Source organism: Nitrospira moscoviensis (genome assembly GCF_001273775.1).
In the GTDB taxonomy this organism is placed as follows: domain Bacteria; phylum Nitrospirota; class Nitrospiria; order Nitrospirales; family Nitrospiraceae; genus Nitrospira_D; species Nitrospira_D moscoviensis.
Map to the genome: position 1 here is coordinate 4,115,901 of NZ_CP011801.1, position 25,223 is coordinate 4,141,123.

General features: G+C 63.9%; 20 protein-coding genes. 2 read left to right on the forward strand and 18 right to left on the reverse strand.

The annotated features are described in order from the left end of the window. Nucleotides 1-2: 2 nt before the first annotated feature. From NITMOv2_RS20145 to NITMOv2_RS20180, 9 genes are all read right to left on the reverse strand, one after another. The gene (locus NITMOv2_RS20145; protein ID WP_053381562.1) at nucleotides 3-1,775 is read right to left on the reverse strand and encodes a carbamoyltransferase family protein; all 1,773 of its coding nucleotides are present in this window, start codon (nucleotides 1,773-1,775) and stop codon (nucleotides 3-5) included. Further along, nucleotides 1,772-3,376, reverse strand: coding sequence for an amino acid adenylation domain-containing protein (locus tag NITMOv2_RS20150; protein ID WP_053381563.1), 1,605 nt, complete (start codon nucleotides 3,374-3,376; stop codon nucleotides 1,772-1,774). The genes NITMOv2_RS20145 and NITMOv2_RS20150 overlap by 4 nt, the downstream gene beginning before the upstream one ends. Continuing rightward, the gene (locus tag NITMOv2_RS20155; protein ID WP_053381564.1) at nucleotides 3,373-4,395 is read right to left on the reverse strand and encodes an LLM class flavin-dependent oxidoreductase; all 1,023 of its coding nucleotides are present in this window, start codon (nucleotides 4,393-4,395) and stop codon (nucleotides 3,373-3,375) included. The genes NITMOv2_RS20150 and NITMOv2_RS20155 overlap by 4 nt, the downstream gene beginning before the upstream one ends. A gap of 91 nt (nucleotides 4,396-4,486) precedes the next feature. Continuing rightward, nucleotides 4,487-5,578 carry a GNAT family N-acetyltransferase gene (locus NITMOv2_RS20160; RefSeq protein ID WP_053381565.1) on the reverse strand — a complete coding sequence of 364 codons (1,092 nt, stop codon included), beginning with the start codon at nucleotides 5,576-5,578 and terminating at the stop codon, nucleotides 4,487-4,489. Between the two features lie 80 nt (nucleotides 5,579-5,658). Then, nucleotides 5,659-6,315: a sugar transferase gene (locus NITMOv2_RS20165; protein ID WP_053381566.1), complete on the reverse strand. Its 657-nt coding sequence runs from the start codon at nucleotides 6,313-6,315 to the stop codon at nucleotides 5,659-5,661. 34 nt (nucleotides 6,316-6,349) lie between these two features. Further along, entirely contained in the window at nucleotides 6,350-6,496 is a 147-nt protein-coding gene (locus tag NITMOv2_RS24125) for a hypothetical protein (protein ID WP_187299290.1), read from the reverse strand. A 46-nt stretch (nucleotides 6,497-6,542) separates the two neighbouring features. Next, the gene (locus tag NITMOv2_RS20170; RefSeq protein WP_053381567.1) at nucleotides 6,543-7,793 is read right to left on the reverse strand and encodes a glycosyltransferase family 4 protein; all 1,251 of its coding nucleotides are present in this window, start codon (nucleotides 7,791-7,793) and stop codon (nucleotides 6,543-6,545) included. A gap of 55 nt (nucleotides 7,794-7,848) precedes the next feature. Next, nucleotides 7,849-9,873, reverse strand: coding sequence for an asparagine synthase (glutamine-hydrolyzing) (gene asnB, locus NITMOv2_RS20175; protein ID WP_083448249.1), 2,025 nt, complete (start codon nucleotides 9,871-9,873; stop codon nucleotides 7,849-7,851). Continuing rightward, nucleotides 9,852-11,081: a glycosyltransferase family 4 protein gene (locus tag NITMOv2_RS20180; protein ID WP_238590407.1), complete on the reverse strand. Its 1,230-nt coding sequence runs from the start codon at nucleotides 11,079-11,081 to the stop codon at nucleotides 9,852-9,854. Before NITMOv2_RS20180 ends, asnB begins: the two co-directional genes overlap by 22 nt. A gap of 635 nt (nucleotides 11,082-11,716) precedes the next feature. Here NITMOv2_RS20180 and NITMOv2_RS20185 point away from each other — a divergent pair. Further along, a complete protein-coding gene (locus NITMOv2_RS20185; protein ID WP_145976451.1) occupies nucleotides 11,717-13,009 on the forward strand; it encodes a hypothetical protein in 1,293 nt (430 codons plus the stop codon). 33 nt (nucleotides 13,010-13,042) lie between these two features. On the opposite strand, the gene NITMOv2_RS20190 is transcribed toward NITMOv2_RS20185, so the two are convergent. From NITMOv2_RS20190 to nusG, 9 genes are all read right to left on the reverse strand, one after another. After that, nucleotides 13,043-14,311, reverse strand: coding sequence for an SGNH/GDSL hydrolase family protein (locus NITMOv2_RS20190; protein ID WP_053381570.1), 1,269 nt, complete (start codon nucleotides 14,309-14,311; stop codon nucleotides 13,043-13,045). 20 nt (nucleotides 14,312-14,331) lie between these two features. Then, entirely contained in the window at nucleotides 14,332-15,564 is a 1,233-nt protein-coding gene (locus tag NITMOv2_RS24130) for an O-antigen ligase family protein (protein ID WP_187299291.1), read from the reverse strand. Between the two features lie 40 nt (nucleotides 15,565-15,604). Beyond that, nucleotides 15,605-16,693, reverse strand: coding sequence for an alginate O-acetyltransferase AlgX-related protein (locus NITMOv2_RS24135; RefSeq protein WP_187299292.1), 1,089 nt, complete (start codon nucleotides 16,691-16,693; stop codon nucleotides 15,605-15,607). 51 nt (nucleotides 16,694-16,744) lie between these two features. Continuing rightward, nucleotides 16,745-17,896: a glycosyltransferase gene (locus NITMOv2_RS20205; protein ID WP_053381573.1), complete on the reverse strand. Its 1,152-nt coding sequence runs from the start codon at nucleotides 17,894-17,896 to the stop codon at nucleotides 16,745-16,747. After that, nucleotides 17,893-19,047, reverse strand: a complete 1,155-nt coding sequence (locus NITMOv2_RS20210) for a glycosyltransferase family 4 protein (protein WP_053381574.1) — start codon at nucleotides 19,045-19,047, stop codon at nucleotides 17,893-17,895. The genes NITMOv2_RS20205 and NITMOv2_RS20210 overlap by 4 nt, the downstream gene beginning before the upstream one ends. Nucleotides 19,048-19,124: 77 nt before the next feature. Continuing rightward, a complete protein-coding gene (locus NITMOv2_RS20215; protein WP_053381575.1) occupies nucleotides 19,125-19,904 on the reverse strand; it encodes a class I SAM-dependent methyltransferase in 780 nt (259 codons plus the stop codon). Further along, on the reverse strand, nucleotides 19,901-21,289 hold the full coding sequence (murJ, locus tag NITMOv2_RS20220) for a murein biosynthesis integral membrane protein MurJ (RefSeq protein ID WP_053381576.1): 1,389 nt from the start codon (nucleotides 21,287-21,289) through the stop codon (nucleotides 19,901-19,903). Before murJ ends, NITMOv2_RS20215 begins: the two co-directional genes overlap by 4 nt. Continuing rightward, nucleotides 21,289-23,502, reverse strand: coding sequence for a GumC family protein (locus tag NITMOv2_RS20225; RefSeq protein ID WP_053381577.1), 2,214 nt, complete (start codon nucleotides 23,500-23,502; stop codon nucleotides 21,289-21,291). Before NITMOv2_RS20225 ends, murJ begins: the two co-directional genes overlap by 1 nt. A gap of 34 nt (nucleotides 23,503-23,536) precedes the next feature. After that, nucleotides 23,537-24,121 carry a transcription termination/antitermination protein NusG gene (gene nusG, locus NITMOv2_RS20230; RefSeq protein WP_053381578.1) on the reverse strand — a complete coding sequence of 195 codons (585 nt, stop codon included), beginning with the start codon at nucleotides 24,119-24,121 and terminating at the stop codon, nucleotides 23,537-23,539. Nucleotides 24,122-24,551: 430 nt separating this feature from the next. Here nusG and NITMOv2_RS20235 point away from each other — a divergent pair, with 430 nt between their 5' ends. Further along, nucleotides 24,552-25,223, forward strand: a complete 672-nt coding sequence (locus tag NITMOv2_RS20235) for a LuxR C-terminal-related transcriptional regulator (RefSeq protein WP_053381579.1) — start codon at nucleotides 24,552-24,554, stop codon at nucleotides 25,221-25,223.

Consider the following 25,223-nt stretch of genomic DNA (forward strand, 5'->3'; position numbering starts at 1 on the left):
CGCTACGCTCCTTCTGTGGGCGGTTTCCGGCGAACCAGCAGGGTCCCGAGCACCAGCGCATCGATCCCCGTGCCTAAGAACGTGTCCATGGCCTCGCGCGGCGTATTGACGATCGGCTGGCCTTTGATGTTGAAACTGGTATTGAGCACCATTTCGCGCCCCGTCGCCTTCCCGACCGCCCGCAGCAGCGCGTGGAACGACGGATTGGATTCCGCCGAGACCGTCTGGAGGCGCGCCGACCCGTTCACATGCGTGATCGCCGGCAACGCGCCGCGGAATTGCTCCCGCACGTTCACCGTCATGATCATGTAGGGCAGCTCCGCCAACGGCGGGACGTCGAACCAATAGTGGGCCTCCTCGATCGACACGGCGGGCGCGAAGGGCCGGAAGGCCTCGCGCATCTTCACCATCGCGTTGATCCGATCCCGCATCTCGGGATGCCCGGGGTCCGCAATGATGCTCCGGTGTCCCAAGGCGCGCGGCCCGAACTCCATACGGCCTTGGTACCATCCGACGACCTGCCCTTCCGCGACGCAGGCGGCCGTCGCCTGACAGAGGTCTTGGAAGTCCTCGAAGCGGGCGATCGCAATCCGATCTCGGAATTCGTGGAGGCACGGCTCGATGTCCGCCGCGCCGTACGAGGGGCCGAAGAAGGGCACGGGGGAGCGTCGATTCGGGATCGGCCCGCCGACGGATGCGCGATACAAGGCGGCTCCCAGCGCCGCGCCGTCGTCGCCGGCCGCAGGCTGGACATAGACCTCGTCAAAGAGGCCGGAGCGCAAGAGCTGTCCGTTGGCGGTGCAATTCAACGCGACCCCGCCGGCCAGGGCGAGGCGCCGGAGGCCCGTGCGCCGGCCGAAGTGTCCGCAGAACGCCTGGAGCGTCCGGTCCAGACAGTCCTGCAGCGCCGCCGCGACGTCCCGGTGATCGTCGGTGATGTCGCTTTCCGGCGGACGCGCCGGGATCAGCCGCTCCGCCAGGTATCGCCGGCTCTGCAGAAAGTTTTCCCGTTCGTCCCGCGTCTTGTTCATCCGCAGCAGCGGAATGCGGAGCGATCCGTCCGGTCTCAGACGAACCGCGTCGTCGAAGAACGCCCGGAACCGCCGGCTGTCGCCGTAGGGGGCCAGCCCCATGATTTTGTATTCATCCGAGTTGAAGTCGAACCCCAAATGGAGCGTGACCAGCGAATACAGCAGCCCGATGGAATCATAGGCGGACGCATGGTGCAGCGCCGTGAGCCGTCCGTCACGAGCATGATAGACGGACGCGCCATGGACCTCTCCCATGCCGTCGAGGACGACGACCAGGCATTCATCCCATCCGGAGGTGAAGGAGGCGCTGGCGGCATGGGCGAGGTGATGGCCGACATGTCCGACACGGTCCGGCGGCACGGCGGGCAAGTGCCGATGGACTTGCCCCGCGAAGACCTCGCGCGCATAGACCTCCCGATAGCGCCGGGCCGCGACCGGATCGACGGCATAGGCCCGTTCGTACGGTTGATAATCGAAGGCGTGGACGACTTCGTCCAATTCTTCCGGTTCGAAGCCCGCCTCCTTCAAGCAGTAGCGCGCGGCTTGCACGGGAAAGGCGGCCGAATGCTTCCGCCGGTCGAACCGTTCTTCGGCGGCCGCGGCCACGACGACGCCGTCGACAACCAGGGCGGCGGCCGCGTCGAACCCCTGACACATGCGATAGTCCCGCTCGCTCAGACCGGGCCAGTGCGTCCGTTTGAATGGCGCGGCATACTCTAATCCGCTGATGCCGAGAATCTTCATGCGGCGCCTCCCACCGAGACGTTCCGGGCCTTGAACCGCTCCCGCAGCTGCGGCCGGTCGATTTTGCCGCTGCCGTTTTTGGGCAGGGCCTCGAAGGCCGCGTACAGCGACGGAACCATATAGGGCGGCACCGCGGCCCTCAGCGCTCGCTTCACGAGCTGCGGGGTCACGCCCCTGTGCGAAGGCACGTAGGCGCAACAGATCGTCGCGCCTTCCACGCCTCCCGTGTCCACCGCCACGATCGCCGACTCCTGTACCATCGGCAAGGCATGCAACGCGGCTTCGATCTCCCCCAATTCGATCCGGTATCCCCGGCTTTTGATTTGCGTGTCCGAGCGTCCGTGGAAGTAGACCAATCCGTCGTCTCCGACCCGCGCCAGGTCGCCGGTCTTGTACAGCCGGCCGCCTGACGGATCGCCGGGGTCCGGGATGAACACCGCGCGCGTTTTGTCGGGATCCCTCCAATACCCGGGGCTGAGTCCGACGCCTTTGATATAGAGATCGCCGATGCGGCCGGCCGGGCAGCGGGTGAGCGATTCGTCCAGCACGAGCAGCTCCTCCCCTTCACAAGCCGTCCCGATCGGGATGGCGGCGCTCTCGTCCGTCGGGCAGGCGGGAACGGTATAGTAGCTGCTCGCGATCGTCGCCTCGGTCGGACCGTACAAATTCGTGAAGGCCACGTGGGGCAGCCGCTTCATCCAGTACATCAAGGCCGGAGTCGGGAACACTTCCCCGCACCACAGAAGCCGTTTCAGTGTCGGAAAGTCGCCGGGCTTCACCGCGTCGAACTTCGCCATGTAATTGAGAAGGGACGGGACCGAAAACCAGTGGGTCAAGGCCGCGTCGCGGATAAACTCGGCGACTTTGTTCGGCAACAGGTTCAACTCGTGCGGCACCAGGTGCAGTTCCGCGCCGGCGGTCAACGCGCCGAACACATCCATGACGGACAGGTCGAAGTGCAGCGGCGGATGCGCGGACATCTTGTCGGACGCCGACAAGCCGAAATACCGGATCGCCCATCGCAGATAATGGCCGACGTTCGCATGAGTGATGACGACGCCTTTCGGCACGCCGGTCGATCCCGAGGTAAACATGACGTACGCGGCATCGTCCGGCCCGTTCTCGTACCGGCGGGGGGCGTCGGGATACGGCTCGCCATCTTTGTGGGTAAATGCGATCGGGAAGCGCCGGCTGTCCGGCGGCTCTCCGGCCATCCATCCGATCGTCGGCTGAAACCCGCCCGTCCCGGTGACCTCATCCACTACCGAGCCAACCGCGCCGCCGCCCAGCAGGACGCGCGGCTCGCATTGGTCGATCACTTTTCGCACCCGCTGTGCGGGGCTCTGCGGATCGATCGGCACGTACGCACAGTCCGCCTTCAGGATCCCGAGCATGCTCGCGATAGCCGGAAGCGACTTCGGCATCAGCAGACACACGCGGTCTCCCCTGGTGCAGCCGGCATCGCGGAGCAGGTGCGCCAGTTGAGTACTCCGGCGCTCCAGCTCGGCATAGGTGAGCCGGCCCCCCTGGTGGACGACCGCCGTCGCGTTCCCCCGGCGTTCAGCCTGAACCGTCAGCCCTTCTTGCAGCAATCCATTCATGATACGAGTCCTTTCGCCACCTCTTGAAACACCGTAGCGCTGTGATGGAGCTCCTCTTCGCTGGGCGGGATATCGAGGATGAACTTCCGATGCCCGGCCCTCACATAACGGCCGACTTCGTCCGCCACCTGCCGGTAGTTCCCCACCAGATAGGGGCAATTCGTTTTGTACGAATCGAACGGCACCATCCAATACACGCTCCTCTGCCCTTGGGCTGCTTCCGTCAGCTCGGAGAGCTGCTTGTGCCAGAGCGAGTCCGAAACTTTCATGGCCAGCTCGCGGGTGATCTGCCCCTTCCGGTCGACCGGAAACCGCAGCGCGGCCACTTCCCATGCCTCCTCCTCGCAGTCCCGGGCGATGATGCCGACGCGAATCCCGGAGTCCGCCGAAGGCTCTTCCGCCGCTTCGGCGTACTCCTTGGAGGGACGCGGATAGTGCACCGCCGTCGCGTTCATCGCCCGCGCGGCCGCTCGTCCCGCCTCCGACGATCCCGAGACAAAGACGTCCGGCATCAAGTCGAGGGACAATTTGGGGAGCAACTTCAAGTTCGTGATCTTGTAGAACTCGCCGTCGAACGTCACGGCCGCACCTTCCAACAGCCGTCGCATGATCACGGTGTACTCCACCAGCCGGTCATACCGCCGATCGTGGGGCGTCGTATCGTTCAGCGCCGTCAGGTCGTTCTTAAATCCTCCGGCGATCATGTTGAGCGCGACCCGCCTTCCATAGAGGTGCCCCAGCGAGCTGACCATCGTGGCGGCGGCGTACGGGTGCATGTAGACGGGCTGAACGGCCACCAGGGGACAGAGTGTGACGGTCTGTTGGATGATGAGCTGCGCGACCAACCAGGGGTCCACCAATCGATTGTCGGCGTACACCAGGATGCCCTTGCATCCGTACTGCTCGCTCCACCGCGCCACGTCGCGCACTTTCTGGAGGTATGCCGCGCCTTCGGCTTCCACCGATTGGGGACAGGTCGAGAACACTTCGAGACAGGGATACCGTGAACCGTCAGGCATGATGCACCACCTCTGGTGAGAAGGTTGCGCCGCAACGCGTGTCCGGAGCGATGCGGCGAAGAAGGAGCCCCCAGTCCCTGCTGAGGGAGCATTACGAGCCGGCGTCGCGCGCGTCGGGCGGTCCCGCCGCCTGCGGCTGCAAGAGGAATTGGCGAAACCCGTTCCACCATTCCCCTTCGAGGCGGGACAGCAAGGCATCTCCTTTATAGATGGCCTCCAGCACGGCCGAATTGGACGCCTGCGCCAGAACGGCGCTCCCCGCAGTGAAGTGGCACTGCTCCCGGGCCAAGTCATGCAGATAGTGCGGATCCAGTCTGCCGGACACGATGGCGGCGCCCTGTTCACGGAGCCTCCCGAAGAGGTATCGCAGCACGAGGCTGAACGACTCCGGAGACGCGACCAGCTGCAGCACCTGGCTCGAACCGGCGGAATTCAAGTAGTAGACGTACCAACCCCGCAGGCCCCGCGCATCGGAGACCATTCGTGTATACAGCCGCCCGTACCGGGGGTGCCCATCGGCGACCCGCCAAAGCCATGTCAAAAAAGCCTGATCGTATTCGGGGCGCAACGCCACCCGGCGCGTGAAGGCGTGCAGCTTGTCGAGGAGGATCGGTATGTCGAGCTCCTGCTCGTTCAAGATCACTTGTCGCTCGGCGGCGGGATCCCACTCCCCTTCGCCGGCCTCTGTCGCCCCGCTCGAGCGGTTGGCCTCCGATCCGAGACCCTGCCGCGCCGTGAGCAGACGCGTCCAGCACAGGCTGTAGATGGGAATATCGGCGCCGCCCAGGGCCTTCCAGATCCGCCGCGAGGATTCATTGGCTCCGTCGGTCAAGGAGAGATCTTGTGGACCGGAAAAGAAGGCGCGCAGCAGCTTGAGCGCGGCGAGCCGGTTCCGGCTGCCGTCCTCGACCATGAGCTGGGTGCTGACCGCCGCGGTCAGCGACCGCCCTTTGAACGTGAACCGGCGCGGCATCACGCCGAGGAAGCCGACGATCATCCGTCGATCGTTCTCGTACACCAAAGACGGCAGGCGGGGATCGCGCCAGGGGTTCTCGAAAAAGACGTCGCGAAAATAGTCTTCCAGCGCGTCCGACGGCGCCCAACGTCCTCCGCCGAAGACGGCCTGGTACAAGCGCGCCGCGGCTGGAATATCACTCTCGGTAAATGCGCGGATGCGGTCCATGGCGACGTTCGACTCCGATGGGCTGCTCGAGTGCTTCGTTCCGCGACACCCAGCCGGGGAGGCGGTGACGAGGCGGCTCGTTATCGCTGGGCGTGCTTGGGAGGAAGACCTTTGAAGTTCTCGATCGTGAAGGGATCGCCCGGCTGGGTGACGCCGTCGCGGGTGAAGACCTTCCACACCGTGAGGAGCAGAATCTTGACGTCGACCAGCCAGGATTGGTGATCGACATACCAGAGGTCCAACGCGAAACGCCGCTCCCAATCCGCGGTGTTTCGCCCGTTCACCTGAGCCCATCCGGTGATACCGGGCAGGACGTCGTGCCGCCGCCGCAATTCCGGCGTGTAGAGATCGAGATATTCCATCAGCAGCGGCCGCGGGCCGACGAGGCTCATCTCTCCTTTGATCACATTGATAAGCTCGGGCAGCTCATCGAGGCTCGTGCTTCTGAGGATTTTCCCGAAGCGCGTCAGACGCTCGCGATCCGACTGCGGGCCGCCGTCTTTCGCCTCCCGCATGGTGCGGAACTTGTAAATCGTGAAGGGCGCGCCGTGGAGACCGGGGCGCAGCTGCTTGAACAGCACCGGGCGCCCGTGGATCATCCAGACCAGCGCGGCAATTACCCCCATGACGGGCAGGGCCAGCGGCAAGGCCAGCGCGATCAGCGTCAGGTCCATCGCGCGCTTCCCCGCTGCCCGTCCGGCTGCGGTCGGTTTCGGATCGGGTCGACGGTTGTCCATGCCGTTCCATGCTCGTCCTGCGAAGCGGCTTCCGCTACTTCCCCAGGACGGCCTCCCTGATGTGGCTCAGATCGGGCCGCGCCCCCTGAGCCGGGTTGTGATAGAAGCCGAACCAGTCCAGCTTCGGCAGACTTCCGACGACGGGCGGCACCGCTGCAAAGCGATTCCAGGCCAGGTTCAACCGTTTTCCTGAAGAGCGCTCGGAATGAGCGGTGCGAGGCGCGTCGTCACGCAGCCGGCCGGCGCTGGCCGGCTTCCACCTGTTCCGGCTGCTCCGGCGCCTCGACTCGTGAAGCCCCGTCCTGCCGGCGCAGGCAGCGCAGATACTCGTGATGGACGGCCTGCCAGATGCCTTCGGGGCGGAAGTCGCGCAGAACCCGCTCCCGCGCCGCGGCGCCGTGCCGCTCGCGCAGGTCTGCGTTCCGGAGATACCGGCCGATCGCGACGGCCAAGCTGTCCGCGTCGTACGGCGGAACCAACAGGCCCGTGACGCCGTCTTGAACCGCGTCGATGCAACCGGGAACCCGCGTCGCGACGACCGGCACGCTCATGGCGGCCGCCTCCAAGAGCACCGTGGGAAATCCCTCCCGGTAAGTCGGCAACGCGAGCACATCCATCGCGGCATACAACGGAGCGACGTTCCAATTTTCACCGATGAGATGCACGCGCACGTCGTCGCGCAGCTGTCGATCGACTTCCGGCGGGATGGGGTCCTGCGCCTCGTACGGTCCCACGAGCATCAACCGAAGTGCGGGAAATTCCCGCCGCAACAGCGCCCAGGCCCCGGCCAGCTCGATGAGGCCTTTGTTGCGGACGATGCGGCCGATAAATCCGAGGACCAGGGCATCGGGAGGAATGCCGTGCCGCCGCCTGGTCTCTTCTCTCAACGTCGGCGGCAGACGGGCGTGATTGAACCGTCCGGTGGCATCGATCCCGTTGATGCTGCCCTGAGCGAGCACCTTGATTTTCTTCCGCCGGCAGAGCCGGCTGTCCACGGCGACCCGGCGCACCGATGCGCTCACGCACAAAACCTGGTGCGCCAGCCCGCACGCGATCCGCTCGCTCCACATGAGCAGGATGCGTTTCCAGCCCGTGGCCGTGGTACACGGCAACCCGTGCATGTGATAGATCCGCACCGGCACGCCGGCCAGCCAGGCGCCGATCATTCCGAGCACGCCGCCCTTCGGTGTGTGGGCATGGACGATGTGGGGGCGAATCCGCCGCAGCGCCGTCCAGATCCGGACCACCGCCGCCGCGTCGCGCAACGGAGTGATGCGGCGCGGCATCTCCACCGGATGGACGCCAATCCGCTCCTGCTCCGCAAACCGCGAGAGGAATTCACCGGGCGAGGACACCGCGTAGACGTTGAAGCCCCGTTCCTTCATATAGCCGACCTGCCCGCTCAGAAAAAACAACGATTGGGGCACCGTGGTCATGTGAACGAGCGTGATCGGTTGTTGTGGCGTTTCTTGCGGCATAACAAGGCTCATCATGTGCGCGACGAGGGGACCTGGCACAGCGGCCGGACGGGCGTTAGGCGGCGTGCCGATGCGCAACGCCTCCGCAGCCGGCGGCCGCATCGGCGCGCGTGCCGAGCGGATACGCATGGCGCTCCCGCTCGAACCAGCCCTGAAACATGAGAATGGGCCAAAGATAGTAGTGCCAGTTGCCCGCGCCTGACCGATGCTCGCGCCATTTCGCACGGACCAGCTCGACGTTGAAGAAGCCCTCCTCCGCCAATCGCTTCTCGTCGAGGAGCGCGTCGGCCCAATCCCGGAGATCGTCGCGCAGCCATCGATCGATCGGCACGCCGAAGCCCATCTTCGGTCGCTCCACCAGCGCAGGGGGCACGTACCGATTCAAGATCTGCCGGAGGATCCATTTGCCTTGCCCGCGACGAACTTTCATCGAGACCGGAAGTTGCCAGGCCCATTCGACGACGCGATGATCGAGCAACGGGACACGGGCCTCGAGGCTGACCGCCATGCTGGCTCGATCGACTTTGACCAGAATGTCATCCGGCAGGTAGCTCAGCATATCGAGCAACATCAGGCGATCGAACGACTCGGACGCCGGAGGCCAGAGGGCGGCATCGGTCAGGACCGTGGGCGGTTCGACGGAGCCCGGCACGAGGGCGGTCGGCTGCTTCCACAGAGACACCACCGACCGGTACAAGGTTGCCAGCGAATCGACGGCCAGAATCTCGGCCAGCCTGTGCGGGAGATCGCCGAAGTGGTACGGACGGAATCGCCTGGGGAGGACCGGGGCCAAATGCCGGAAGATCAGCGTCCATACCGCGGGGGACAGCGCCGTGAGGGCGCGGGCGGCCGGCCGCCGGAGGGACGACGGCACGGCTCCGATTGTTCTCCACAGATCCGCGGCCAAGAAATACCGGTCATACCCGCAAAACAACTCGTCGCCGCCATCGCCCGACAAGGCGACGGTGACGTGCCGTTTAGCGAGCGCCGACACCAAATAGGTGGGGATCTGCGAAGAGTCGGCAAACGGCTCGTCGTACATCGCCGGCAGTCGAGGAATGACGTCCATCGCCTCCCCCGGCGTCACGTACAGCTCGGTGTGGGCCGTCCCCAGATGGGCCGCCACGGCCTTGGCGTGGTGGGCTTCGTTATAGGCGGCCTCGTGGAAGCCGATGGAGAACGTACGCACCGGCGCGGCACTTTGGGCCTGCATGAGCGCGACGATCGCCGAGGAATCGATCCCGCCGGAGAGGAAGGCTCCCAACGGCACATCCGCCTCCATGCGCAGCTTCACGGCATCGCGCAGCAACTGATCCAGACCGGCGATCGCCTCGGCGTCCGTTCCACGGAACGGGGCGCTGCTTCCTTTTTCCGCCGCCGCGGCCACCGACCAATAGACATGGACCTGGGGCTCGATGCCGGGATCGGGAGCAATCGTGACGATCGTGCCGGGGCGCACCTTCGACATGCCCCGGTAGACGGAATAGGGAGCGGGAATGTAGCCGTGCCGCAGGAAGAGCGCCAAGACGTCGCGGTCGATCGAGGCCTCAAAGCCGGGATCCGTCCGAAAGGCTTTCAGCTCGGACGCGAACAGAAAGGTCCGCCCGGACCAGCCGTAGTACAACGGTTTCTCTCCCATGCGGTCGCGAATCAGGTGCAGGAGGCGCTCGTCTCGATCCCAGACGGCGATCGCGAACATGCCGTTGAACTTCGGAACGGCGGATTCCACGCCCCATTGCGAGAGGCAGGACAGCAGAACCTCCGTATCCGACCGGCCGCGGAAGCGATGGCCGAGACGTTCGAGCTCCGCACGCAGCGCTTTGAAGTTGTAGATCTCGCCGTTGAAGCTCGCGACATAGCGCCCGCAGGAAGACGCCATCGGCTGATGTCCCAGCGGCGACACGTCGAGGATGGATAGCCGGCGATGACTGAGGGCCACGCCGGCGGCGGCATCGGTCCAGCTGCCGATATCGTCCGGCCCTCGATGATGAAGGACCTGCGCCATGCGCAGGGCCGCGTCCCGCAGCTGGTCGTCGCTCTTCTGGCGCGACGCGTCGATCAAGCCGCTAAGTCCGCACATGGTTGCTCCTGAGCGGCCGGCTGCTGAATTCCGTCCCGCCCCGCCAGCTCCGCGAAAAGATGCTCATAGCGGGCCACCGCCCGCGCCAAACTGAACTCATCCAGCACGCGCTGTCTGGCCGCCGCCCCCAACGCCGCGCGCTCCGCGCAATCCATCCGCAGCATGGCGGACCAGGCCTGAGCCAGGGCCTGCGGATCACGGCGGGGAACGACCGTTCCCGTGTCTCCAACCATATGAGCGGCATCACCGACATCGGTGACGACGCACGGGACGCCGCACGCCATGGCTTCGAGCACGACGTTGGGGAACGCCTCCGCCATGGAAGACAAAGAAGCGATATCGAACACAGTGTTGAGATCGGGCAGGTCGTCACGCATCCCCAGCAGCCGGCAGCGGTCGCGCACTCCCGCGCTGTCGATCCAATGCACCAGTTGAGCGTTGTCCCAGGTCACGCCGCTTCCGCAGAGGACGAACCATACGTCGGGACGGGATCGGTGCAGGACCTGGGCGGCCCGACAAAAGTTGTGGTGATCTTTGTAGGGATGAAACCGCCCCACCAGACCGATGACCGGCGCGTCGGCCGGCAGGCCGAGTTGTGACCGAACGGCGGCGCGAGCGTGTGGATTCGGATGGAACAGATGCGGATCGATCCCGTTGGGGATCACCACCATTTTCCCGGCGGCATACCCGATGGCCGCATGCACTCTCCGGGAGGCCTCCGAACAGCAGACGATCTTGGCCGGAAGCCATCGGGATATGGGCGCGCAAGCCCTGACGGTGAGGAGCGTCCGCCGCCGATTGGCTTCGGCACCGAGATCGCTGTGGTGAATGCCCCAGGAGATCGGAGTTCGGCCCGCGAACCGGGCCGCCAACGCGCCGAGCAAATCGGCGTGATACATCCACGTCTGCATGACGTCCGGCCGGTCGGCCCGCAGCCACCGGACCAATCGAAACAACGCCGCGGGATTCGGGACGCCCTGGCGCATACCGAGCGATCGCACCGGAATGCCGAGGGACCGGATCTTGTCGCTCACCGGCCCATGCGCCAGCAACGACACGACGTGCGGCATGAACCGCGTCCGGTCGAGCTGCGACAGCAACCGATAGAGCATCATCTCCGCGCCGCCTGTATTCAGCGTGGTGATGAGGCACAGTACGGAAATCGGTTTGTGGTGGCCTTGAGAAACGGCGCCCATCGCGTCAGGCATGGCCTTGCTACGTAAGGAGTACCGAGGTCTGTTCGCAGGAATCGATGTGGAAAGAATTGCTTAAGAATGTGTAAAAATTTCGTGAAGAATCAATGAGATGCGAAGGGCATGACCTGCAGTCCGTACAGCGTGGTCGTTGACAACGAAATCCGCCGCACTACAATTGAACGCTTTTTGCGGGTTTCCGAAACAGTCCTTCTCGGAACGATGGGGCATGCTGATTGCGAGATGCCGCAGCGCAGAAACATTCACACGCGGCGTTCTCCGACCGCGGAAGAACTGCTTGGCCGTAGCTTGATCCGTCGGAAGACGTTGCTTGTCATGGCAGACGAATGCCGTGGTCTGCGACTGCGACGGATAGCGTTTCTCTAGGGGGCATTTCTTTAGCTTACAGTCACACAGTCGGCGGGACCGTGCAGAGGGGGCCTGAGCCGACGGAGGATGGGTGTGCCCATCGCCTGGATTCGCTGCATCGGCAACGGGTGCGCTGCTTGCGGATTCGTGTGATCGCGCTGGGACGATCAGAGAGGAGCGGTGTGCCTCTATCACTCGCACACATCGAGTCCTCTTGGAGTTTCTATCACATGCCGTTCACTTCACCGATCCAACGACAGAGGAGGCACTTGAGGAAAACCATGGCTACCTCGACGACGCACAAACGAACTTACGCCATAGCAGGCTCGCTGTCTTTGTTCTGGACGATTATGGTGGCAGTCCTGATGGCGGGTCCGGCTCTGGTCGCTGCCGAAGTCAAAACTGATTTGGGCGTCTATCCCGAGCCTTCCCTTCAACCCCTGCCGCAGGCCGGAGCAAAGATTACCGATCCGGTGTTTGGAACGAGAATTCTTCGGGTGACCGACGCGTCGGATGGAAACTCGGGAGCGGGAACCTTGTACTCGTACTACCCGACCTTCAATAAGGACAACTCCTATATCGCCGTGCGGGAAACGCTCGGCTATTCCCGCGCGAAGTTCTTTCGGTTCGATCCGGTCAACTTCACGGCGTCCGGAGGATTTGTCCTCAGCTCGCCCCCCGCAGGACTGCAGGAGTATTACCTCATGTGGTCCGGCCTCTATCCCAATGTCACGTTCGGTGTGGGCGGACACAACATCTGGCAAATCAACGTGGCCACGCAGCAGTCCACCCTGATCAAAGACCTGAGCAGTCAAGGGGTGGGCGGATACCTCACGCAGATGTCCAAGAGCCTCGACGATGACGTCTTCGCGGCGTCGATCGTCAACAGCGGCGGGACGGAGGCGGGATTCGTCGTCTACAAGCGCAGCACCAACTCCGTATTGCTCCGCAGGCTCGCCAGCAATGTCAACGAGGTGCAAGTCGACAAGTCGGGCGACTATCTGATCGTCGTCTACAACGATGGCAGCGACGATATCTATGACCTGACCGCTACGCCGCCTCGCTTGATAGCCCATCTGACCGGATCGAACGGATTTTTCCATCACGACTGCGGTGTCGGCACGGTGTTCACGGCCGCCGCTGGGAACGCGCTGGGCTATCGCCGCCTCGCCAATCCGACCGCTATCCAACTCATGGTCCCCGGCTATTGGTCGTATGCCACGCAGCAGGACCATTTCTCGATGCTGGCCGACAACGAACAATGGGCGGTGGCAAGCCGCTATTCCTCGAGCGGAGGTCCGGTGCTTCGGCCGTTCGACAACGAGATCGTGAAAATTGCCACCGACGGCACGGATCGCGTGCAACGGATCGCGCATCATCGCAGCGTGGCCGTGAACAACAATTACAACGCCCAGCCGAAGGCATCAGTCAGCCGCGACGGCAATTTCATCGCCTTCACCAGCAACTGGGGCAATCCGAATGGACGGACGGATATGTATATCGTTCAAATCTCCGCCAGCCCGACGGCCGATATCAGACCTCCCGCCACTCCCGTGAACTTGCGAATCTATTAAGCCCCGGATGTCGCGACGTATCGAGCGCCGCCGTCAGAACGGCGTTCGATACGTCGCCACGGCGCGGCTCCCCTGGCCCGCGGCGTCGTGCATCGGAGCGCGCAGGAGGGTTTGGCACAGGTGCCGGGCGATCACCTCACCGGCGAGGCGATGTCCGGCCGCATTCCAATGACCGTGGCCCAAGCCGGAATTGGGAAAGCCGTGCAGGAACACGCCGCGTTCTTCCGCGTAGGCCTGGAATAGCGGAGCGAGCGCCACCACCGGGAACAGATTCCGACCGACCGCCTGGATTCGCTTCTCGGCGTAAAACAGATCCGGCACGCCCAGACGGCGTTCCAACGCTCGGCGAGCCGCCGGGTCCGGTCCCACCTGAGGCCCGCTGCTGACGGTGACAACCATAAAGAGCTTGTTCCGGGCTTCGACTTCCTTGTGCATCTGTCTGATCAGATCTTCAGTCACAGCCCACGCCTCTTGCCACGCGTGATCCGTCGGCTCCGCGTAGACCGCCATGTCGAGACCGACCTCTCCTCGAATCCAGGTAGGTTCCCCCTCACCGTCGGCTCGATCCGCCCGATGGTCGGACGACATCCCCGGGCGTTTCGGTTGTCTCGCCCGGCGAAGGGCTTCATTCAACAATTGGAACGTGCGGGAAGAATCCCGTATTCGGGCCATCAGCCGCCCCAATGACGAGTGACGGAGTCGGAAGCCCGTCCGATCGCGGAAGGACAGATCCTCGACCAGTTGTCCGTTCTGATGAACGAAGTACGGCCGCCGTTCATCGTTCTCCAGCGCTCTGGAGTTATTGCGTATATCATTGGTGGGCGTGACGGCCAGAAGCACGACATCGGGGGCATAGGCCCATACTCGGCGACGCAGCATGATCAGCTCCTGAGCCGTGCCGTATCCGGAGACGCCAAAATTGATGACCTCCGGCTCTTGTCCGGCCAAGGCCGGACACCCCTTCATCTCCCGCTCCATCACCGCCCAGAACGTCTCCTTCATGCTCACTTGCAGCGCTTCTGCGAACGAGTCTCCGAGTACGGCCACTCGGAACACATGGTCCGGCCTTCCGATGGAATGTTCCCGATCGCGGAATCCGACCGCGTTGATCCGGACGTACTGTTCCCCCTCTCGTGTCCACCATCCCTCGGCCTCCGGCCGGAGGGCCGCCCCGACCTCCCCGTCAACCTGAAAAAAAATCGGATAGGAAACGCCGGCCACCCGGAGCGCGACTTCACTGCTCAGGAGGCCGACTAACAGGCCGGCAGCGATCAAGGAGAGGTGGTAGACCTTCGACATCATGGGAAATCCACCGCCGGGAGTTACGACCGCGCGCGCGCGAGGACGCTCTGACCGGGAATGAGAGCCGGATGGATAGCCTGGGACATGGGGCGGACGGGACGGCGGCCCGCCGGCGCAAAGGCCGCCATCAAGGCGAACAGCAACAGACTGTAGGGATTGTTCAACAGGGTATGGGTAAAAAAGCTGAACCACAACACCGTAACGCTGAAGATCACGCCGATTCGCCGGCGGTCTGCGCGCGCCGGCCAAAGCAATGCCAGCAGCAGCCACGGCAAGAGCAGGGCACCCAGGACGCCGTGGTCGATCATATAGGCCAAGAACTGGTTGTGGGGCGGAATATCGAGTCCCTCGTGCACGGCTCCCGTGCCCTCGCCCCAGAACGGGTGCTCCGCCAGTCGCTGCCATGCCTGTTGGGCGACATAGATCCGTGACCAGCTCGACGTATCCGAGACGCCCGAGGGATCCGTCAACCATGCCAGTCTTTCCAACGCATCCGCGTTGAATGCCCCGGCCCTCTCCAGCGTCGCGAGGATGTCATTGAGCTTCGGGACGATGAGAAGACCGACGAGCAGCAGGGCCGCCAGGCCGGCTTGGGCGACCTGCCTCGTGTTCACGAACCGCCCGAGCAGGAGACCTCCCACGGCAAGACACCACCCGATCAATCCCCCTCTTGAATAGGTGACGAACACGCCGACGCCCGTGAGCAGCACAAAGAGCCCGCGATACCAGGCCGGCACCACCGTGATCCCCACGATCATCCCCAGCACCAGCGCTTCTCCGGCGAGATTCGGACTCAAATACAGACCGGCTGAACGGCCGAACACGTTGCTGAACGACATCGGCACGAACAGCTCATAGATATTCACCGCAACGCCGACATGGACGGCGGCGACCACGGTGCGCCGCGCGAATTGATTGGCCTGCGCGTCCATAAAGATGGCCAGAAAACTGAGCACCTCCATGATGGCCAAGACCCGCCACCGCACTTCTTGCCATGCCATCTCCGTTTGGGGGCCCACGATAAACCAGATCATCGTCAGGCAGAGGTACCCGTAACACCAGACCACGAGCGGTTGCCGGACGATATTGGAAGTGACCACCGCCAGGAACAGCAGCGGCAAGGACAGAACGATGAGGGCCACGACCCAATACCATGGCACTCCCACGCCATATTGAAAATGTAGCCAATTGGGAACGTTCCCGAAAAACACCGTAACAGCCATCACGGCGTACACCATACGGATGACGTTCATCGGCGTCGACCTTTCCTCCATCACAACGGTATCCGCGGCTTCACATCCCGAGACGCTGAAATGTGCGGGAGGCTGCGACGGCTTTGGCCGCCTCCTCATGGCCGCGGCCGTTCCAATGTCCATCGATGGGGAACTCGAACCGGGTCCCATCCGATTGATGGCGGGCTTTGAACCGCGGGTGCATATCGATAGTCTCGTAGCCCAAGCCGGCCGCGGCAGCCAAAAAATACCGGCGCATGAGATGGAAATAGCTCCGTCCCTCCTCTCGCGCTCCCGATGCCGAGTAGAGGTCCGGACGGGGGGCATCGACGACGAAGACGATGCGCGAGGCCGGCAGGTGCGCGCGGTGCGGCAGCTCGCGCAGGAAATAATCGACCGCGGCCTGCGACGCGGCGACCCGTTCGTGGGAAGCCGAGGCGTCGGTATTGCCGACATACTCTGCGGAGCTGGCGGAGGCGAGGGAAAGGCCGCCGACTCCCACGGTTTTCCACAAATACCGGACCAGGGCGGAATGCCGCATGAGCTGTTTCCACCCGCTCGGATGGTAATCGGTCCGTACCATGCGGAACCTCGACTCGCCCGCCACGCGTTCGAAGTGATAGCCGACCCCTCTCGAGTACTGAACCAGGCTCTCGTCAAAATCATTTCCCACGATGACAAAGACCATCGCGCAGGGATGGAACTCACTCCCGGCAAATTGAGCGTAGGCCAGGTAATCCGCGAGCTGGGATCCGGACGTGCCGATGCTGTAGACCAAGCGACGCGGCCCCAACAATCGTGAGAGCCTGCCCTGGACGGTCTCCTCATACGGCACCATCAGGGCTTCCACATAACTGTCGCCGATGACGACGATCGGGCCGTCGGCCTCTCCATGCTTCGTGTAATCCTGTTCGTTGACGAACCCGTAATTGTTGATGCGCCCGCGGTTCACCATTTCAAAATTCCAGCCTTTGGAGAACACGTACACTTGATTCGGCGTATAGCGCATCACGGGGTTGCGGTCATCGAGCGCCATGGCGCCGGTTGACGTGGAGACGGGGAACAACCAGAGCGCCGCCTCGGCAAGCAGGAGCGTCACGGCGCCGGCGCCGGCCATGACGAGTACCGAGAGGAGACTTCTCTGTCGCATCTTGTTCCGATCAGAGCTTGGAGCACGGGACCTAGGCCGCTCGCCTGCCGGTCAGGACGCCAGCGTCCGTTGTCTCGGCTCGACTGATTCAATCGCGGTCCCGTGACACAGTGCCAACAGATGCTGTTCGGTTGCCCGCACGAGCGTCTCCACAGAGAAGCGCTCCACAACAGGCCGCCGGATCTCCGCCGGAGGCAGTCGTCGGTCGAGGACCTGTTGCATCCCTTTCATGAGAGCCATGGGATCTTTGGGCGGAACGAGGGCGCCCATGGATCCGACGATGAGACGCGAATCTCCCACGTCGGTCGCCACACAGGGGACGCCACAGGCCATGGCTTCGCCAATGACATTGGAGAACCCCTCTCCGTATGAACAGTTCACCAGCAGATCGAGCGCGCTGTAGACGTTCGCCATATCGGACCTCATCCCCGCCCACAGCAGGCGGTCGGAAAGCCCGAGCGCACCGGTCCGCCCTTGGAGCGCAGCTCGATAGGCAGACGGGCCGTCTCCCACGCAGACAAACCGGACGGCGGGTCGTACGTGCGAGAGCTGCGCCGCCGCTCGCAGGAAGGTCTCATGGTCTTTCATCGGATCCAGCCTGCCGACCAGACCGATCAATTCCTCGTCTCGCGAGATTCCCCACTCCCTACGAATGCGCTCACGCGCGGCGGGGTTCCGGCGGAATCGCGCTGTGTCGATGCCGTTGGGAATCACCGCCGTCTTCTGCGCGGGATACCCGTCTGCGACATGGCCTCGCCGGCCCGCATGCGAGTTGGCGATGATCAGATCGGCGGAACGGGCCAGCCGGCAGGACAGCTTGTGGCTGAATCGGAACAGCCAATCGTATCGATCAAAATCCAAGTGGGAGCTCCGCACTCCCCACACGATCCTCGTGCCAGGACAGAAGGGCTGCACGGGCACGGTGACGAGATTGCTGATATAGCTGTGCAGCACGTCGGGGCGCTCACGGCGCACGGTTTGGATCAATCGCGTCAGAAAGCCGAGGACATCCCATCGTCCACGTTTCTCGAGAGAATGAATGGGAACATCATCCTCCTTCAGCTCGTCTTCCAGCGGCCCTCCCGGGTAGAAGACCGCGACCGCGACGTCATGCCCCCGCTGCCGGAGCCCTCGCGCCAGCACGACCAATTGCCGCTCCGCCCCTCCGGATTCCAACGAGCGAATTAAGAAGAGAATCTTCATATTCTTCGGAAGGAACGAACCGTATTGGGCACAGGCCAGTGCGGCCGACGCCCGTCCACGACCTGCCGGAGCAGCTCGCTCCACGATTTCATGATTTTCTCAATGCCGAAGCGCTCGACCACCTCGACGGCCCGTGCCCGTAACCGTTCACGCTCCTGAGGAGCGTCCATCAGACGGCCCATGACTTCCGACAAGGCCGTCACGTTACCCGGAGGAACCAGGACGCCGTCCACTCCGTCGCGGATGATGTCGCGCGGGCCGCTGGGGCAGTCGGTGCTCACCACGGGAAGTCGGCAAGCCATGGCTTCCAGGAGCGCGTTGGGAAACCCCTCGTATCGGGAAGCCAGTACAAACAAATCCGCGCGCTGCAGGACCTCAAACGGATCCGCAAGACGCCCTGCCAGCGTGACTCTGGACCGGACCCCCAACTCCGCAGCGAGCGCCTCCAATCTGCCCCGCTCGGGCCCTTCGCCGATGATCACCAGCGACCAGTCGGGGCGGCTGTTCCCACAGCGGGCAAAGGCTCTGAGCAGATCGTCGAATCCCTTCTGCACGGCGAGCCTCCCCATCGACACGATAGTGTTCTTCGGGCGGGCGCTCCTGACCGACCCGTCACAGGCTCGGATCTTTTCCGAGAGCGGATTCGGGATCACATACACGTCGTTTGGGTCAATCAATCCTTGCGCCCACGGGCGCAGGCCGTCCGTTTGCACCACCAACGCCGCCGCGCGCCGATAGAACAGCCGCCGTAAGAGGGCCCACGACCGTTCGATGCCGTGGTAGCGGGGATCGATTCGTTCCGACACGACGACCGGGATGGACAGGCCCACGGTCGCCATCAAAGTCAGGACGTTGGTCTTGTCAACAAAGCTGATCACGACATCGGGATTCGAGCGGCGCATCGCCTCCCGCAGGGAAGCGATGCGGCCGATGTTGCGGGTGAGCGCTTGGCGCACGCCGGCGGAAGGATGCGCGAGACCCAGCCCGATACGCGCGACGGCCGGGTGGACCCCATAGAAATCCTTGTCGGCCCCGTCGAGCGTGATCAGCGCCACCCCGTGCCCTTGTTCGGCCCAGTAGTCGGCCATCCGAGCCATCACGCGTTCGGCTCCCCCCGCTCCCAGCGTGGCGATCACCAATGTAATTCGCATGACCGTATGGAGAGGACCGTCACCGGTTCTCCGGAGACGCTGCGAGACAGTGCGGGAGCGGCCGGGAAAAGCCTGAATTACTTCGCGCGGCTGACGGCGACGATGTAGGGCGACAAGGTTTTGCTCGCCGGCAGATCGCCGAATCGGCTTTCGAGGAACCAGACGGCTTTCGACAGTCGCGTCAGCAGCACATAGGTATGCCAGGCAAGGCCCCGCCGTTCTCTAAAGCAACTGGACAGCACGCCGAAGTTGGAGGAGCCGAGGTAGCCGCCGGACAGCACCGCCAGGCCGGCTCGGCGATGACCATCAAGAAACGACTCCCAATCGTGGGGGTTGTGCATGTCGTACACGGAACGATTGAACCGCCTGGTGAGACGCCCGAGCACCCCGGCCATGTTGGGGATGACCGTACACATCAACCCGCCGTCTTTCAGGTAGCGCCGTTTCGCCGCCAGCGCATGCGCCAAATCGGCGAAGTGCTCGACCACGCCGAAGCTCACGACGAGGTCGAAGCGCCCATGCAACTCGCTGTGCGCGGCGAACAAGTCTTGATGATGGACCTCGATACTGGACGCCCCGCCGAGTGCCGCCGCCCGCTTCGCCAGCCGCTCACATCCCGCCTGCGAATAATCGAGGCCGGCAAATCGACCGCCGGGATATTTGCCGGCGAAATATGGCAGCCACGGCGAATCGCCCGCGCCGATTTCCAACACGCGCTTGCCGTCCAGTCCAATGTCCTCGATCTTCTTCGCCAGGAGATGATTGGCGTAATCGCGCCAGCCGAATCGGTATTCGGTCCCTTCCTCGCGCGCGACGTAGCCCTGTTCCCAATATTCCGGTCTTGTCAGCGCGTTCATGTGGGCCGCCTCAGGGTCAGCAAGAAGAACTGCGCGTTCAGGGCGTAGACCACCCCCCACGCGAGGGCGATCCCCTTGATGCCGAGCAACGGGATGAGCACCGCGTTGGCGATCATCTTGGAGCCGACGGCGATCGCGCCCGACCAAAACAGCACGCGGTAGCGGCCTTGACTGGACGCGTAGCTCGCCAGCACCAAAGCCGCGCAATAGAACGGCAACTGCGCCAACCCATAGCGGACGACTTCGGCGACCACATCGGTGTCCGCGGCGGTGAAGGCGCCGCGCTCGAACAGCAGGCGCACCGCCCACGGCGCGAGCCACCAGCCGATCAGCGTGGCGGCGACGCCCAGCATGAATAACAGGCGCACCCACTGAGCGACGACGGACTGGATCTGCCGGCCCTCCTGCGCGGAGGCCTGCGAGAACACCGGCAGCGTGGCGCGAGCCACCGCCATGGCGCCCAGGCTGAGAATCAACCCCAGGATGCGGTTGGCGTATCCGAGCGCGGCGATGGCTCCCGTGCCGAGAGAGGCGGCGAAGAATTGGTCGACGATGCCGAGGCTCGTCATGAGCGACTGGCCCGCCAGCATCAGACCGAACCCTTGCCAAAACACGGGCCATTGAGACGACGCACGGGTAACGCGCGGGGCTTCGACCTCGCCGCGCCGCTTCAGCACGGCAGCCACGCTCCCGAGGTGACAGACAGAACCGGCGATCGTCCCCCACACCAGCGGTTCAGCTCCGCCGATCGGAAAAGCCAGCAGAGCCGCCAAGATGACCAAGGCCGGGACGCTTTCCAGGAGTGTATTGGCATGTTGGCCGGCCGCCATGATCCAGGCTGAGAAGAGGCTGATCAGCACGCCCAAGGGAATCAACAGGGCCAGCGGCCCGACCATCCCGACGGCGAGAGCGGCCGTCGTCGCCGGGAGGCCGACCCATGATCGAGTGAGCAGCCAGGGCAAGCCGATCCATGCCACCCCCCCCAGTGCGACTCCCAGGAACAGCGTGAGGCCCAACAGCTCCGCTCTGAAGAGAGGAACCTCGACGGAGGGCTCCCGCCGTAAGCGGGCCGCCAGAGGAACCAGCACGGCCGCGAGCACGCTGAACCAGACCCCCGTCGGCCACGTCACGAGGTTGAAGAGAAAGAGGTAGGCGTCCACCTCTTCGCGGACGCCATAGCGCCACGCCACCGCCATCTCCTTGGCGGCTCCGGCGATTTTGCCCACCACCACAAAAAGCACCACCCAGGCCATGCCTCGCGCGATGGCGTGGTGATCGGCGTGGGCCGCGCGCACCCGGTCGACCCACCCCCGAGCAAGCGCCATCGGATATGTCGCTGATTGCCGCATGCCAAGCCATCCGCCGCCGGTACGGAGCCGGTTCATCAGGCCTGTTCCTGGTAGTAGGCCGTATAGTAGGGCGAGTCTTCGACGCGGGCCTTTTGCATCACGACGCCCAGCATTTTTCCTCCGGCGAACGCCATCCGCTGGATCGCGAGGCGGCAGGCTTCACGGGTGGTCTTCCCCGCGCACACGACCATCAGAACGCCGTCCACTTTGGAGGCGAGGACGGCGGTATCCGCGAACGGGAGGGTGGGCGGGCAATCCAGGATCATGTGGCAGTCCTGCCGCAAGGCCCACTCGAGGAGCTGGGTCAGATATTTGGAGTGCAGCAGCTCCGTGGGATTCCCTGGGCGGTCGCCGCTCGGGACGATCGACAGGTTGGGGACAAAGCTGTCATGGACCACGTCGGCGATGTCGGCTTGCCCGGCCAACAACTGAGCGAGACCCGGCGCCGACGTCTTGTGCAGGCCCACCTCGTAGATGCGATGCGGGTTGGGTTTCCGGAAATCCACGTCCACGAGGACGACGCGACGGCGCTCCAGCCGCGCCAGCGCCAGGGCCAGGTTGACGGCGAGCGTCGTCTTGCCTTCGTTGTCTCCCGGGCTCGTGATGAGCACGCGGGACGGCAGGGTGTCCGGCCGCGACAGCAGCAGGCCCGTCCGGATAATGCGGATGCTTTCCGCGGCCGGCGACATCGCGTCCGGATGCACCAGCGCTTTTTCCGGCGTCGAGGCTTTCGGCAGGAGCGGGACCACGCCGAGCAGCGAGACCTCTGGGAGATACCGCTCCACGTCGCCCGGGTCCTGGAGTTTCTTGTTGCGCGCTTCCAGAACGATGGCCAGGCCGACACCGCTCATCAGGCCCGTCATGAGCGCCAAGACGATGTTCAGCTTGGTTTTCGGTTTGGCGGGAACCGCGCTCGGCGTGGCCGGATCGGCCAGATAGACGTTGTTGGTCTGCATCCCGGCCGACAGATCGCTTTCCTTCGTGGCCTTCAAAAAGAGGTTGTAGACGTGGAGGCTGCTTTCCGCTTCCCGCTCCAACATGCCGTGCTCGATTTCGTTCTTCTCCAGGCGGATTTTGTCGTTGCCGTATCGGGCGATGGCCGCCTGCACCGCGCGCTCCTGCGCCACCGTCATGTTGTACTCGTGCTTGAGCGAGTCGTAGATCTTCTGGACTTCCTGCTTGATGCGTTGGCGGAGATTCTGCAGTTCGGCGTGCTTTTGAGCCCGATCGGGATGCAACGGACCGTACTTCTCCGACAGATCCGCCACCTGCGATGAAAGCGCGATCTCCTGCGCGCGGAGCATTTGGATCAACTGGGAATTCAGCACCTGCGTGAGGGAGTCCAGCTCCGGCCAGCCGCCGCCGCTTCCAGGCTGGCCCTGCGTATTGAGCGCCGATTCGACCTGTTGCAGTCGCGAGTACGCCGCGGCTTTCGCCATCTCGGTCTTCACGAGTTGTGAGTTCAGCTCCGCCATCGTCTGGCCGGCCAGCGATTTGCGCTCTTCGCCGGTGAGCAGCCCGTGCTTGGCCCGATAGAGGTAGAGCGCCTCCTGGGCGGCCTGCACTTTTTCGCGCAGTCCCTCCAAGTGCGTGGTGAACCACCGCGCCGCCTGCTCCCGCGCGATGGAGCTCAGCTCCTGATTCCGTTCGACATAGACGGACACCAGGGTATTGGCCGCGAGCGCGGCGAAGGCGGGATCCACCGAGCTCACCGTCACGTGCGCCAATCGCGCGCCCCGAATCGGCATGATTTCGACGTTGTTCAAAAACGCTTTGAGGAGTCTCTCCTGTTCGGCTTCTTCGGCCAGCGGTCCCTCCTTTTTTTTGGGTTGCCACCACGCCTGCACCCACTTGGGGAGCACCTTGTCGAGCAAGGAGGGTTGGGGCTGATATTCGGGCCGATTCGACAGTTTCAGCTGATCCACCGCCCGCCGGATCACCTGATGGCTCTTCAACAGCTCAAAGTGCGTTTGGAAATACTCGGGACTGTTGTCCAAATGGTAGTACGACTTGTCCTTTTCCAGCCCACCCGGCGCCTGGCTTTCAATCACGACGGTCGCTCTCGACTGGTAGACCGGCGTTTGAAGGACCGACCACATGCCGGCCGCCGCCGCAAAGCCGCACCCGATCAGGACGATCAGCCTCGCATGCTGCCGACAGGCGCTGGCGTATTCTCTGAGCGGGTGCTCGGGTTCGTCCGCGGCACCGGGGGCTGTACGATCTGCCGGAAGGCCGTTGCGTCGCTCCATGGTTTGGGCTCCCTTTCTCGATACGCTGAAGAATCTAGAGGAGAGGCGGAATCGGAGACGGACCGGCGCCCGCCGGGCCCGCGGGCCATTCGCAACAATCCGCCGGCACCGGCATCACTTCGTCCATCTCGATGTGCACCAACGCGGCTTGCTGAATCAGACGAGCTCGGATCACCAGGCAATCGTGCTGCCCCTTTCTCACGAGCTGGCCTCGAAGACCCGCGAGCGGGCCTCGTATCACTTGCACCCATGCTCCTTCTACGAAGTACGCGGACGGTTCGGTGTGGCGCCTGCTCTCGGACAGCCGTTGAATGGCCGCCAAGTCCTCGTCGGAAATCGGCTCCGGCCTCGTGGATCCGACGATGCGCACGACGCCCGGTGTTTGCAGAACCGCCAGACGGTTGGTGAGCGCAAAACGGACAAAACAGTAGCCGGGGAACAGCGGCGTTCGCGTCCACACCTTGCGGTCGGACCACTGGCTGAGGCTGGTGGTCAACGGCAACAGGATCTCGAACCCGACGGCGGCGAGCCGGTCGCGCACCTGCTTCTCATGGCGCGAGCGCGTGCTGAGGGCATACCATCGAAGATCGGCGGCGGAGAATTCGTACGTGTCAGACATAGCTTCGCCGTGTCGGTCCCATCATCGGGGTCACTCTTACAGAATTCCGAATCGCTCCGCATCGGATCATTGTGCCTTTTTCCGGAGAGGAGAAAGCGCCGGGCGACCGACACGGATGTGCCGGGCTGCGCCGTGCGGGACTGGCGGAATGTGACGGGGCTCCCTCGCCGACTCCCGCGGCGCGGCCACTCGTGGCGCACCGGATGCGGCACGACGGCGCTCCGCAAGCCCGCGTGATTCGGCGGACCTTCGACCCGTTCAGGAATTGCGAGGGGGGCTCCTAGGGTTTTGTCCAGTAGGCAATCCCTAGCCCGGATTCTAGTGTGGCTCCTATAGCTCGTTTGTCCGGGCGATGAAACACCTAAGCGGCACATCGCTCTGATCCACCCCAGTCAGGCCGCGCTGGTTTGCAGAGAGAGGAACGGAGCCGGTGATCATCAAAATCGTGACCGTCAGCAGCAACACGTTCGTGCAACTGGGATTGCGCCGGATCTTCGAAGGGCACTCCGGCGCGGTGGTGGTCGGCGAATGTCCGCGGGGCGCGGCCGCCCGTGACCTGGTCGAGAAAGAACGGCCGGATCTCATTGTGGTCGACCTCGAATCGGACATGAGCCAGTTCGACGTCGGCCTGCTGCGGCAAGGCGCGCCCCACGCCCGCATTGTAGTGCTGACCGGTTGGGCGGATATGGAACGGGGCCGGCAGGCCCTCGAAGCGGGCGCCGACGTCATCATGATGAAGTGCCAGCCGGCGTCCCTGCTGCTGGCGATCATCGAGAGCATGGCCAAAAGTCCCGGGGCGCCGGTGAGCCATCCCCGGACTCTCGTGTTCAAGCAGGACCGCGGCGGCACGCCGCCGGCCCAGCCGGAGGCCCCGGCGTCACACTCCAAGATGGAGACCTTGACGGAGCGGGAGCGCGCCGTCGCGGCCCTCATCGGACAGGGGCTGTCCAACCGCGATATCGCCGAACGCCTCTTCATTTCCGAGACGACGGTCCGCCATCACCTCACCAGCATCTTCGACAAGGTGGGCGTCTCCAACCGCCAAAAGCTGCTCCTCTTGGTCCACCGGTGGAAGCTCGCGGAGCTGAACGTGCCGGCATAG

Coding starts and splice junctions, on each gene's coding strand:
- NITMOv2_RS20145 (WP_053381562.1), bottom strand. CDS start 1,775: ATGAAGATTCTCGGCATCAGCGGATTAGAGTATGCCGCGCCATTCAAA.
- NITMOv2_RS20150 (WP_053381563.1), bottom strand. CDS start 3,376: ATGAATGGATTGCTGCAAGAAGGGCTGACGGTTCAGGCTGAACGCCGG.
- NITMOv2_RS20155 (WP_053381564.1), bottom strand. CDS start 4,395: ATGCCTGACGGTTCACGGTATCCCTGTCTCGAAGTGTTCTCGACCTGT.
- NITMOv2_RS20160 (WP_053381565.1), bottom strand. CDS start 5,578: ATGGACCGCATCCGCGCATTTACCGAGAGTGATATTCCAGCCGCGGCG.
- NITMOv2_RS20165 (WP_053381566.1), bottom strand. CDS start 6,315: ATGGACAACCGTCGACCCGATCCGAAACCGACCGCAGCCGGACGGGCA.
- NITMOv2_RS20170 (WP_053381567.1), bottom strand. CDS start 7,793: ATGCCGCAAGAAACGCCACAACAACCGATCACGCTCGTTCACATGACC.
- asnB (WP_083448249.1), bottom strand. CDS start 9,873: ATGTGCGGACTTAGCGGCTTGATCGACGCGTCGCGCCAGAAGAGCGAC.
- NITMOv2_RS20180 (WP_238590407.1), bottom strand. CDS start 11,081: ATGCCTGACGCGATGGGCGCCGTTTCTCAAGGCCACCACAAACCGATT.
- NITMOv2_RS20185 (WP_145976451.1), top strand. CDS start 11,717: ATGGCTACCTCGACGACGCACAAACGAACTTACGCCATAGCAGGCTCG.
- NITMOv2_RS20190 (WP_053381570.1), bottom strand. CDS start 14,311: ATGATGTCGAAGGTCTACCACCTCTCCTTGATCGCTGCCGGCCTGTTA.
- NITMOv2_RS24130 (WP_187299291.1), bottom strand. CDS start 15,564: ATGAACGTCATCCGTATGGTGTACGCCGTGATGGCTGTTACGGTGTTT.
- NITMOv2_RS24135 (WP_187299292.1), bottom strand. CDS start 16,693: ATGCGACAGAGAAGTCTCCTCTCGGTACTCGTCATGGCCGGCGCCGGC.
- NITMOv2_RS20205 (WP_053381573.1), bottom strand. CDS start 17,896: ATGAAGATTCTCTTCTTAATTCGCTCGTTGGAATCCGGAGGGGCGGAG.
- NITMOv2_RS20210 (WP_053381574.1), bottom strand. CDS start 19,047: ATGCGAATTACATTGGTGATCGCCACGCTGGGAGCGGGGGGAGCCGAA.
- NITMOv2_RS20215 (WP_053381575.1), bottom strand. CDS start 19,904: ATGAACGCGCTGACAAGACCGGAATATTGGGAACAGGGCTACGTCGCG.
- murJ (WP_053381576.1), bottom strand. CDS start 21,289: ATGAACCGGCTCCGTACCGGCGGCGGATGGCTTGGCATGCGGCAATCA.
- NITMOv2_RS20225 (WP_053381577.1), bottom strand. CDS start 23,502: ATGGAGCGACGCAACGGCCTTCCGGCAGATCGTACAGCCCCCGGTGCC.
- nusG (WP_053381578.1), bottom strand. CDS start 24,121: ATGTCTGACACGTACGAATTCTCCGCCGCCGATCTTCGATGGTATGCC.